The organism is Candidatus Enterococcus willemsii, assembly GCF_009933335.1.
Classification (GTDB): Bacteria; Bacillota; Bacilli; order Lactobacillales; family Enterococcaceae; genus Enterococcus_F; species Enterococcus_F willemsii.
The window spans coordinates 101,050-112,434 of the sequence record NZ_MAEL01000046.1; the positions used below are offsets into that span (position 1 = coordinate 101,050).

Annotated in this window: 10 protein-coding genes; all 10 read right to left on the reverse strand. The window is 38.8% G+C overall.

Going from position 1 to position 11,385, the window contains the following annotated elements:
* Positions 1–36: 36 nt before the first annotated feature.
* Positions 37–1,170: an ankyrin repeat domain-containing protein gene (locus BAU17_RS10045; protein WP_161902683.1), complete on the reverse strand. Its 1,134-nt coding sequence runs from the start codon at positions 1,168–1,170 to the stop codon at positions 37–39.
* 194 nt (positions 1,171–1,364) lie between these two features.
* Positions 1,365–2,618 (reverse strand): phosphoribosylamine--glycine ligase, encoded by a 1,254-nt coding sequence (purD, locus tag BAU17_RS10050; RefSeq protein WP_161902684.1) that lies wholly within the window; start codon positions 2,616–2,618, stop codon positions 1,365–1,367.
* 17 nt (positions 2,619–2,635) lie between these two features.
* Positions 2,636–4,177: a bifunctional phosphoribosylaminoimidazolecarboxamide formyltransferase/IMP cyclohydrolase gene (purH, locus tag BAU17_RS10055; protein WP_161902685.1), complete on the reverse strand. Its 1,542-nt coding sequence runs from the start codon at positions 4,175–4,177 to the stop codon at positions 2,636–2,638.
* Entirely contained in the window at positions 4,174–4,752 is a 579-nt protein-coding gene (gene purN, locus BAU17_RS10060; protein WP_161902686.1) for a phosphoribosylglycinamide formyltransferase, read from the reverse strand. Before purN ends, purH begins: the two co-directional genes overlap by 4 nt.
* The gene (purM, locus tag BAU17_RS10065) at positions 4,749–5,792 is read right to left on the reverse strand and encodes a phosphoribosylformylglycinamidine cyclo-ligase (protein WP_161902687.1); all 1,044 of its coding nucleotides are present in this window, start codon (positions 5,790–5,792) and stop codon (positions 4,749–4,751) included. Before purM ends, purN begins: the two co-directional genes overlap by 4 nt.
* Before the next feature lie 13 nt (positions 5,793–5,805).
* A complete protein-coding gene (gene purF, locus BAU17_RS10070; RefSeq protein WP_161902688.1) occupies positions 5,806–7,245 on the reverse strand; it encodes an amidophosphoribosyltransferase in 1,440 nt (479 codons plus the stop codon).
* Positions 7,230–9,446, reverse strand: coding sequence for a phosphoribosylformylglycinamidine synthase subunit PurL (purL, locus tag BAU17_RS10075; protein ID WP_161902689.1), 2,217 nt, complete (start codon positions 9,444–9,446; stop codon positions 7,230–7,232). Before purL ends, purF begins: the two co-directional genes overlap by 16 nt.
* Entirely contained in the window at positions 9,447–10,118 is a 672-nt protein-coding gene (gene purQ, locus BAU17_RS10080; protein WP_161902690.1) for a phosphoribosylformylglycinamidine synthase subunit PurQ, read from the reverse strand.
* Positions 10,119–10,120: 2 nt separating this feature from the next.
* Positions 10,121–10,372, reverse strand: coding sequence for a phosphoribosylformylglycinamidine synthase subunit PurS (purS, locus tag BAU17_RS10085; RefSeq protein WP_161902691.1), 252 nt, complete (start codon positions 10,370–10,372; stop codon positions 10,121–10,123).
* A complete protein-coding gene (gene purC / locus BAU17_RS10090) occupies positions 10,363–11,091 on the reverse strand; it encodes a phosphoribosylaminoimidazolesuccinocarboxamide synthase (RefSeq protein WP_161902692.1) in 729 nt (242 codons plus the stop codon). Before purC ends, purS begins: the two co-directional genes overlap by 10 nt.
* Positions 11,092–11,385: the final 294 nt, after the last annotated feature.

Consider the following 11,385-nt stretch of genomic DNA (forward strand, 5'->3'; position numbering starts at 1 on the left):
AATTAGACAATATTATTTTTTTCACCGAAAGAATCATTATTTGGTAATTTGCTGCATTTCTTTTGATTGCATTGCATGTTCACGAAACAAGTCATTTTCAGGTTGAAGTCGTCTTGCTTGCATCATTGCTTCATAAGCTTCTTGGTGCTTCCCTAAACTTCGTAAACTATTCGCTTTATGAAACAGATAATCTACTCTAGTTGGATCATTTACAAGTAATTCATTCATTATCGCAATCGCTTCTGGATGTCGATTCATTTCACGTAAATAATTTGATTTATGATAGAGAAAGAAAACTTGGTTGTTTGACTTAGCGCCCAAGTCAAAATAAACCAACGCTTGTTCAACATCTTTGCTTTTTTTGGCTAAATTTGCTAAATAATACGCAAATTGTGGATCATCTTTCAGCCCTTGTTGGTAATAGTATTTTGCAGTTTTATATTGACTTAGACATTCATACGTATATCCTAAGTAGTAACACCTTTCAAGAGATTCACCCATCGCAAGCAATTGCTTTAATGCTTGGTAATAGTCACCACGACGAATCAGTTGCTTGATTTCAGAAAAATCCGAAATAATATGACCTTGTTTTAGCAAAGTCATCATGTTCTCATTTCCTGATTGTTGTACATAATCCAGCGCCGTATAACCATCAAAATCCGGTATCGTAATATCTGCGCCCTGTACAAGCAACTCTTCCACAATCATTTGATACAAAAAGCCACCATCACCTAAAATCACAGCTTCTAGCAACGCAGTCCACCCGAGACGATTTGCATGATTAACTGGCACTCCTGCATCAAGCGCTTGTTGGACGATTAATAAAAAACCTTTTTCGCTAGACGGTAACAATGCTGTTCCTCCAAATCGATTCACTTCTAATAAATCAGGAGAAAATTGTAATATCAATTGAAACATTTCTGATAAACCATTTGCAGCTGCAGCAATAAACGGAGAAAGCATTGTTGCATCTTTTTGGTTCGGAAAGCTTCCTTGACTTAATAATAAGGCAGCGACAGCTAATTGGTTCTTATGCACTGCAAGATGAAGCAAGGTTTGGCCTTTTTCATTTGTTGCTTTCACATCACTTTCTTCTAACTGTGCAAAAGCAGTCAAAATTGTATGCTGCTCTTCGTGTTCAAGAACAGAAAATAATCGATTGTGTTCCATGTCATTCACCACTTTAATTTTTTTAACGATTAATGTTTCATAAAAATCCTCTTTTTATTAAGCATAAATGAAGAAAGAACATTTTTCTACGTTTTTTAAGCTTATTTTGTATATTTCATACAAATATTGAATCCTATCGACTGACTAGGATCGCTTTTTGATAAATTACTAAAAAAGAAGCAGTATATTATATACTACTTCTTAAAAGCTTTATCACCTATATCCGTTCGATAAAATAATTCTTCCAACGAATGTTCCGCTAAAGTGCGATACACCTTCTCTTGTGCTTCTTTGATTGTTTCACCTTCGCTCTGAACTAAAAACACACGACCGCCAGAACTGACGAGCACTTCTTCTTGTTTGACACCTGCGTAATATACATTTACCTCATCATTTTCAATGATTGGCAAAACGACATCTTTTTTATACTCATTCGGATAGCCTTCTGCTGCCACAACTACACCTAAGGTTGCTCTTGCATTCCATCGAATCTCAGGTTCTTCATTGACAAGCAAAGCCGTAATAATTTCAGCCAAACTACTTTCTAATCGAGGAAGAACAACTTGGGTTTCCGGGTCACCAAAACGTGCGTTAAACTCAATGACTTTTGGTCCATCCGCAGTTGCAATCAATCCAGCATACAAAATCCCAGTAAATGGTGTCCCTCGACTGACCATCCCTTGAGCTGCTGGACGTAACACTTGACTTACTGCCTGTTTAACCATTGTCTCTGGTATTTGTGGCACAGGTGAATAAGCACCCATTCCACCCGTATTCGGCCCCTTATCACCATCAAATGCCCGCTTGTGATCTTGTGCAATCACCATCGGATAGACATTTTCATCTTTGACAAATGCTAATAAAGAAAATTCTTCTCCTGCCAAAAACTCCTCAATAACTACTTTTGCTCCGCTTTCACCGAAACGATTTTCTTCTAACATGTCTTTTAATGCTGCAATTGCAATCGCTTCGGTTTCAGCCACGACCACACCTTTGCCCGCTGCTAATCCATCTGCTTTGATTACAATCGGTGCTCCTTTTGCTAAAACATATTGTTTGGCCAACTCAAAATCTTCAAAACTTCGATACTCTGCAGTCGGAATATAATTTGCAACCATTAATTCTTTAGCAAATTCTTTCGAACCTTCAATCATCGCAGCTGCTCGGTTTGGACCAAAGATTTTCAATCCTTCTGCTTGAAAATCATCTACAATCCCATTCAACAAAGGAACTTCTGGCCCAACAAACGTCCAATCAACCTGTTCTTCTTTAGCAAATTGAATTAATGCTTGATGATTCTCTTCTTCAATCGCTACTATTTCAATACCATCAGCTATCATTCCAGGGTTTCCTTTGGCACAATAAACTTTTGTAACAGCTTTATCCATTAGTAATTTTTTTGCAATTGCATGTTCTCGTCCACCACTACCAATTACCAGTAATTTCATCTGCGTTCTCCTAAGAATTAGTGTCTGAAATGACGAACCTTTGTAAATAGCATTGTGACACCATATTGGTCTGCCATCTCAATGGATTCTTGATCTTTAATACTGCCACCAGGTTGAATAATCGCTTTAATCCCATGTTTTGCCGCATATTCCACGCTGTCACTCATTGGGAAAAAGGCATCACTTGCCAAGACGGCTCCCGCCATTTTGCCAGCAGATTCCGCTTGTTCAATCGCGATTTTAACAGAACCCACACGATTCATTTGACCGGCACCAATCCCAACCGTTTGTTTATCATTCGCTAATAAAATGGCGTTTGACTTCACATGTTTCACTGCTTTCCAAGCAAATTCTAGTGCTGCTAATTCTGTTTCAGTTGGTTGACGTTTCGTTACTACTTGCCATTCAGTTGGCTCTTCCAAAATCATATCTTGCTCTTGAACCAATAGACCACCTAAAACAGAAACAGTTTCTGATTGAATCGAAGTTGTATCAGAAAAACCTAAAGTCAATAGACGAATATTTTTCTTTTTCGTCAAAATTTCTAAAGCTACTTCCTCAAACGCTGGCGCAATAATAATTTCTAAGAAAATATGACTCATTTTTTCTGCAGTCGCCTCATCCACAGGACGATTCAAGACCACAATTCCACCAAAAATCGAAACAGAATCGGCTTCATATGCTGACATATACGCATCAAAAATCGTTGATGCGGTACCAATGCCACAAGGATTCATGTGTTTTAAAGCAACAACTGTCGGTTCTTGATATTCTCGTGCAATACGAATTGCTGCATCTGCGTCACGAATATTATTGTAAGATAATTCTTTGCCATGCAATTGTTTTGCTGAAGCAATTGAATACTTCTTCGGTAAAGCATCCGCGTAAAATGCTGCGTCTTGATGACTATTTTCTCCATAACGCAAAGATTGTTTCAATTCATAAGTTAACGTTAATTTTTCAGGTTCGGTCTCTCCCACTAAATCTGTCAAATAATTGGCAATCAAGGCATCATAAGCCGCTGTATGACGAAAAACTTTAGCTGCTAGACGTTTTCTGGTCGCTAGCGAAGTTTGATTGTTTGCATCTAATTCAGTAAGAACCACATCGTAATCATTTGGATCAACAATAACAGTTACTGCGGCATGATTTTTCGCAGCTGAGCGGAGCATACTAGGACCACCAATATCAATATTTTCAATCGCATCTTCTTCAGTGACGTCTGGTTTTAAAATAGTTTCTTTGAACGGATATAAATTAACGACAACAAAATCAATCGGTGCAATCTCATGATCAGCCATCGCTTGCAAGTGCGTGTCTAAATCTCGTCGACCTAGTAGTCCACCATGAATTTTAGGGTGCAGGGTTTTCACACGACCGTCCATCATCTCTGGAAAACCAGTTACTTCATCAATCGAAATTGTTGGAACCCCTGCATCATCTAACACTTTTTTAGTCCCACCCGTTGAGATGATTTCCACGCCTTGATCAACCAAAGCCTTTGCAAAATTTTCAATACCAGTTTTATCCGAAACGCTAATTAATGCTTTTTTTGTCATATCTGATTACTCCTTCTTCTTACTATATTTGCGATTACTTTAGGATACCATTGGTGTTCCAGTTGATGAATCTTTTCTTCTAACGTTTGTAATGTTTCATCTGGGTCAAGGTCGATTGTTTTCTGAGCAATAATTGGTCCTGTATCGATTCCATCATCAATAAAGTGGATGGTGATTCCTGTGACTTTCACACCATATTCAAACGCATCTTTTATCCCATGTAATCCTGGAAAACTCGGCAGAAGCGATGGATGGATGTTAATAATCTGCTGCGGAAATGCTTGCAATAGTTGGCTGCCAATAATGCGCATATAACCTGCCAAAACAATCAAATCAATCTGTTGCTTTACTAGCAATTCGCATAAAGCCGCTTCATACTTTTCTTTAGAATCAAATTGCTTTGGGGCAAAACTATACGCTGGTACTTGATACTTCGCTGCTCTTTTTAGCACATTGGCTTCTTTTTTATCTGAAAAAAGTAAGGTCACTTCTCCTTGAATTTCGCCTCTTTCAACCGCTTGGACAATTGCTTCAAAATTACTGCCGTTACCTGACGCTAAAATAGCAATCCTCATACTGAAACCTCGGTAAAATGAATCACGTTTGTCGTTTTTTCAACTACTTGCCCAATAACATAACTCGTTTCATGATTTTCTTTTAGCAATTGCTGAACATCTGCAACTTTTTCTGGTGAAACAGCCAACACCATGCCAATCCCCATGTTAAAAATTTCAAACATTTCTAGCATCGGAATCTTACCATAAGCTGCTAACACCTCAAAAATCGGTAATATTGGCCAAGTTCCTAAATGAATGTCAACGGCTAAATTAGCTGGTAGCATTCGTGGAAGATTTTCAACAAAACCGCCGCCTGTAACATGCGCGATTCCGTGCACTAGTTCTGATTTAATCAATGGTAACACCGCATTCACGTAAATTTTCGTGGGTGTTAATAATTCATCTGCTAATGGTTGTGCCAGTGCCGGAATAATTGTTTGATTGTCTAGCTGATGATCTTCAAAGAAAATTTTACGGACTAAGGAATAGCCATTCGAGTGAATACCAGAGGAAGGTAACCCAATTAACACATCACCAGCTTGAATGGTTTCACCTGTAATTAACTGGCTTTTTTCGGCAATTCCTACTGCAAAACCGGCTAAATCATACTCATTGTCTTGATACATTCCCGGCATTTCAGCCGTTTCTCCACCAATTAAAGCCGCTCCAGCTTGAACACATCCTTCTGCTACACCAGCAACAACTTTTTCTAAACGTTCAGGAACATTTTTGCCTGTCGCCAAGTAATCTAAGAAATAGAGCGGTTCGGCACCTTGTGCCACAATGTCATTGACACACATCGCTACACAATCGATTCCGATAGTTTCATGTTTATCCGCTTGAATAGCAACCATTAATTTCGTTCCGACACCATCTGTTCCAGAAACTAGCACCGGTTCTTTGACAGGTATCGCACTTAAATCAAAGCAACCACCAAAGCCACCTAGACTTCCTATCACACCTAATCTCTCTGTTTTTTGCACATGTTTTTTTATTCGTTCCACTACTTCATAACCAGCTGCTACATCTACACCGGCTTTTGCATATGCGTTTGTCACGTACTTCCCTCCATTAAAAAAATGATGTTTGCTCTTTTAGTGATGCTTGATATTGTTCTTCGTAATCATATAAAGGTGTCGGATAATCACCATTAAAATAAGCCATACACAACCCTGTATAAGGTGCATCAAAGGTTAAACCAATCGAATCAATCAATCCTTGTTCACTCAAAAATGCTAACGAATCAGCCGCTACACACGTACGAATCTCTTCAACTGTGTGATTTGCCGCAATCAATTCTTTTCTTGTTTGAATATCGATTCCATAAAAACAAGGATATTTTAAAGGCGGAGAAGCAATGCGCAAATGAACTTCTTTAGCTCCTGCCTCTTTAAGCAATTGGACAATTCGGCGACTAGTGGTTCCTCGAACAATCGAATCATCTACTAAAATAACTCGTTTGCCTGCGACAACACCTCGTACAGCCGATAGTTTCATTCGCACGCCTTGTTCACGTAATTCTTGTGTTGGTTGGATGAATGTTCGAGCAATGTATTGATTTTTAACCAATCCTAATTCATAAGGAATACCTGAATACTCTGCATAGCCACTTGCAGCAGATAACGAAGAATTCGGTACCCCAATAACCATATCGGCGTCAATAGGAGCTTCTTCGGCTAATCGTTTCCCCATCTCTTTGCGTGCTGTATGCACGTTCACTCCGGCAATATTCGAATCAGGACGGGCAAAATAAATATATTCCATCGCACAAATCGCTGGTTGGGTTTGTGTTGTATAACGATTAACTTGTAAACCATTATCATTAATTGTGACTACTTCTCCAGGTTGCACATCACGGATAAAAATCGCTCCTACTGTGTCTAAAGCACAGGTTTCTGACGCAATCACATAGGCACCATTTTTCATTTGCCCAATCGATAGTGGACGAAAACCATTCGGATCTAAAGCCGCAATAATCGCATTTTCCGTAATTAGTACATACGCAAAGCCTCCTTTGACTTGGTTCAAGGCTTCTTTCAGCTGATCTAAAAACGTCGATTGCTGACTTTTACGAATTAAATGCATTAAAATCTCCGTATCAGAATTGGAATGAAAAATAGCTCCTTCTTTTTCCAAGTTCCGACGCAAGGTTTTTGCATTTGTTAAATTACCATTGTGAGCTAAAGCAACTTGACTATCATGAAATTTAAATAAAAACGGTTGAATGTTATCTACACTACCATTGCCGGCTGTTGCATAACGGACATGACCAATTGCAGCATTTCCTGCCAATGATTGTAGTTTTGTTTCATCTGAAAAGACTTCTGAAAGCAACCCCAGTTCACGATGCCCATGTAGTTTGCCAGACTCATTCGAAACAATTCCGGCTCCTTCTTGTCCGCGATGTTGTAAACTATGAAGACCAAAATATGTGACGCGCGCAGCATCGGGATGCCCCCAGACACCAAATACACCACATTCTTCGTTTAAGCTTTTCACTTCATAAGACATGGAATAGCTTCCTCCCACAATGTTTTCGCCGTTTTTGTTTCTACTAGAATCGTTCCATTTTGTGCTGAAATCTGTAGGTGACTTTGCGTAACATGGCCAATTAATTGCGCCTTTTCCCCCATTAATTGTTCAAACTCTTCTTGTTTTTCAGGACGGACACTTAGAACAAAGCGTGATTGTGTTTCAGCAAATAGTTGCTCCTTAGCCATATCTAAGGTAACCTCAACACCTAATTCATTTTTAAAAGTCGATTCTGCTAAAGCAATTGCAAGACCTCCTTCTGCACAATCATGCGCACTGGCAACCAAACCAGCTTGAATAGCTTGCAATACAGCCGCTTGATTTTCTTTTTCAACTGCCAAATCAAACGTCATCAACTTGCCTTCAATTTTTCCTAATTGTAACTTTTGGATTTCACTGCCATTAAAATCAGCCTCAGTTTCCCCAATCACATAAATTAAATCTCCCATTTGTTTGAATTCCTGTGTCGTAATGTGTGCAAGATTTTCAATCAGTCCAACCATCCCAATCATCGGCGTTGGATAAATGGCTTTTCCGTTCGTTTCATTATACAAAGAAACATTCCCCGAAATTACCGGTGTGTCCAATACACGGCATGCTTCTGAAATACCGTCAGCCGATGTCCATAATTCCCAAAAGCCTTCTGGTTTATCCGGAGAACCATAATTCAAACAATCCGTAATCGCTAAAGGTTTTCCACCGCTAGCCACAATATTACGAGCTGCTTCTGCAACAGCAATTTGGCCCCCGATTTCTGGGTTCAGATACAAGTAACGGCTGTTACAATCCGTTGTCATCGCTAGCGCTTTTTCAGTACCACGAACTCTTAGCACTGCTGCATCACTGCCTGGTGGTACAACGGTATTGGTACGAACTTGTGAATCATACGTTTCATAAATTGATTTCTTTGATGCAATCGTTGGTTGTTGCAATAATGCCAGCAACGTTTCTGATGGATCATTAATTACCGGCACAAAATCAGCCATTTCAGCGAATTGCTTGATACGAGCTGGTTCTTGGCGTTCTTTATGGTATGTTGGGGCATCTTCTGCTAAAGCGTCCACTGGTAAATGAGCGACTTCTTTGCCATGATGATACAAACGATATAAACCATCGTCAGTCACTTTGCCAATTGACACAGCATCTAAGTCATATTTTGCAAATAACGCCACAACTTCTTCTTCATGCCCTTGTTCAACACAAATTAACATTCGTTCTTGTGATTCGGACAACATCATTTCATAAGGTGTCATTCCTGTTTCCCGCTGCGGAACATCGTCTAAAAACAACTCTAAACCAGATCCGGCTTTCGAAGCCATTTCCGCACTTGAAGAGACTAAACCAGCTGCACCCATATCTTGAATGCCCACTAAAATGTCACTATGCTCTAAAATTAGTTCCAAACAAGCTTCTAATAATAACTTTTCCATAAAAGGGTCACCCACTTGAACAGCCGAGCGTTGTTGTTCTTCGCCTTCGACAAATTCTTCTGAGGCAAATGTTGCACCATGGATGCCATCACGCCCAGTTTTTGCACCCACATACATAATCGTATTGCCCACACCTTTGGCTTGTCCTTTTTGGATATCTTTGTGATTGATTAAGCCGACACACATTGCATTAACTAACGGATTCCCTTCATAACAAGCATCAAATTGAATTTCACCACCAACTGTCGGGATACCAATACAGTTTCCATAACCACTAATACCTGCAACCACTTCTTCAACTAAATATTTTGTTCGTTCATTGTCTAATTCACCAAAACGCAAGGAATCTAAAATCGCAATCGGTCGCGCCCCCATACTAAAGATATCCCGAATAATGCCACCAACACCAGTTGCTGCACCTTCGTAAGGTTCTACTGCCGATGGGTGATTATGACTCTCGGCTTTAAAGACCACCGCTTGTCCGTCACCAATATCGACAATTCCCGCCCCTTCACCAGGTCCTTGTAACACTTGCGGACCACTTGTGGGGAATTTTCGCAAAACAGGTTTGGAATTTTTATAAGAACAATGCTCACTCCACATCACTGAAAACAGACCGGTCTCAGTATAATTGGGCATTCTTCCTAAAATATCTTCCTCAATCATTCGATACTCTTCGTCTGTCAGTCCCCATTCAGCGTAAATCCGTTGTTCTTTGACTTGTTGGGGCGTTGGTTCAAATTTTTTCATTTATACAGACACCTTTCCAAAGTTTTTCAAGATGGATGCAAAAAACTTCTTGCCATCATCGGAACCTAATAATTTTTCCATGGCACGTTCTGGATGAGGCATCATCCCCAACACATTACCACGTTCATTACAAATTCCTGCAATATTTGCCACACTACCATTCAGGTTTTCTTCATATCTAAAAACAATTTGATTATTTTGTTCTAATTGTTGCAAAGTTTCTTCATCGCAATAATAATTTCCTTCGCCATGTGCTACAGGCACCTGAATACATTCATCTTGTTGATACTCCGAAGTGAATTTAGTTTGATTATTTACTTTTAAAGAAACTGTTTTACAAATAAAATGAAGCGACTCATTACGACGTAAAGATCCTGGCAATAAACCAGCTTCTGTTAACACTTGAAAACCATTGCACGTCCCAAAAACCGGTCGTCCTTCTTTTGCAAAACGGATTACTTCTTGCATAATCGACGAGAAACGAGCAATTGCCCCGCAACGTAAATAATCACCATACGAAAAACCACCTGGTAACAACAACCCATCAAAACCTGCTAAAGATTCCGCATCATGTCGAACATACTCAGCTTGAGCCCCCATAATATCGCGAATCGCCCAAAGCAGATCCATATCACAATTCGATCCTGGAAAAACAATTACTGCAAATTTCATGTTTAGGCTTCCTCCAATGATAAAATTTCATAACGATACGTTTCCATGTTGACATTTGCCAATAATTTATCACAAATCTCTTCAATCACTTCTTCTGGTCGCTCCACTGTTGCCATTTTTATTTCAAAGTATTTGCCGATACGGACCTCTTCAATTTCAGTGTAACCCAATCGATGAATAGCACCTTTTACCGCTTCTCCTTGTGGATCTAATACAGATTCTTTATATGTGACATACACTTTTCCTAAATACATGATGACTCTCCTTTATTTTCTAATCTTTGTAGCACTTCACGATAAACTGAAATTAAATCCCCTAAATCACGACGATACACATCTTTATCTAAATGCGCATTGGTCTCCTTATCCCACAAACGGCAAGTATCCGGCGAAATTTCATCAGCCAATAATAGTTTTCCTTCCGTTGTACGACCTACCTCAATCTTGAAATCAACAAGATCAATCGCAATCATTGCAAATAACTCTTTTAAGACTTGATTAATCTGTAATGCCAAATTTTTAATTTCTCGAATCTCTACGTCTGACGCAATTTCCAATACTTTGATATGGTCTTCATTAATTATTGGATCATCTAAGCGGTCTTCTTTGTAGTAAAATTCGATAATCGCAAACGGCAAAGCCGTTCCTTCTGTCACATCTAAACGTTTTGAAAAACTTCCAGCCGCAATATTTCGAACCACAATTTCTAAAGGAAGCATGGTAACTGCTTGCACTAATTGTTCGGTTTTTGAGATTTTTTTAATAAAATGGTTTGCAATACCTTTTTCTGTAATTTTTTCAAAAAGAATGGCAGTAATTTGATTATTCATTTGCCCTTTACCTACCACAGCATCTTTTTTTAAGCCATTGAGTGCTGTTGCTTGGTCTAAATACTCGACTAATAACACGTTTTCTTGATTTGTTTGGAATAATTTTTTTGCTTTCCCTTCGTATAATAACGATTTTCTTTTCATTGCACACCTCACATTAATTTACGTATTTCACGTATTCTACAGTGTTATTCTAGCAATTAATTTTTCTTCACGTCAACAAAAACCTTATATTTAAAATTAAATAAAGTTAAATAGTTCGTGTTTAACAACAAAGAAAAATAATGAACAACCTCTCCTCCTTTATATAAAAGCGTTTACATTAAATTGTTTCAATGATATTATGTAGTTAAAGTTTGATCTATCTCAAAGGAGGATGGCACGTGCATGAAAATCTTTTATTATCAGGCCGTTCAGTTTGTAACATGTTTAAGTCTC

What these genes read in the sequence shown, in the direction of transcription:
- purL (WP_161902689.1), bottom strand. Translation starts at nt 9,446, where the DNA reads ATGAAAAAATTTGAACCAACGCCCCAACAAGTCAAAGAACAACGGATT.
- purC (WP_161902692.1), bottom strand. Translation starts at nt 11,091, where the DNA reads ATGAAAAGAAAATCGTTATTATACGAAGGGAAAGCAAAAAAATTATTC.
- purF (WP_161902688.1), bottom strand. Translation starts at nt 7,245, where the DNA reads ATGTCTTATGAAGTGAAAAGCTTAAACGAAGAATGTGGTGTATTTGGT.
- purH (WP_161902685.1), bottom strand. Translation starts at nt 4,177, where the DNA reads ATGACAAAAAAAGCATTAATTAGCGTTTCGGATAAAACTGGTATTGAA.
- purN (WP_161902686.1), bottom strand. Translation starts at nt 4,752, where the DNA reads ATGAGGATTGCTATTTTAGCGTCAGGTAACGGCAGTAATTTTGAAGCA.
- BAU17_RS10045 (WP_161902683.1), bottom strand. Translation starts at nt 1,170, where the DNA reads ATGGAACACAATCGATTATTTTCTGTTCTTGAACACGAAGAGCAGCAT.
- purD (WP_161902684.1), bottom strand. Translation starts at nt 2,618, where the DNA reads ATGAAATTACTGGTAATTGGTAGTGGTGGACGAGAACATGCAATTGCA.
- purS (WP_161902691.1), bottom strand. Translation starts at nt 10,372, where the DNA reads ATGTATTTAGGAAAAGTGTATGTCACATATAAAGAATCTGTATTAGAT.
- purQ (WP_161902690.1), bottom strand. Translation starts at nt 10,118, where the DNA reads ATGAAATTTGCAGTAATTGTTTTTCCAGGATCGAATTGTGATATGGAT.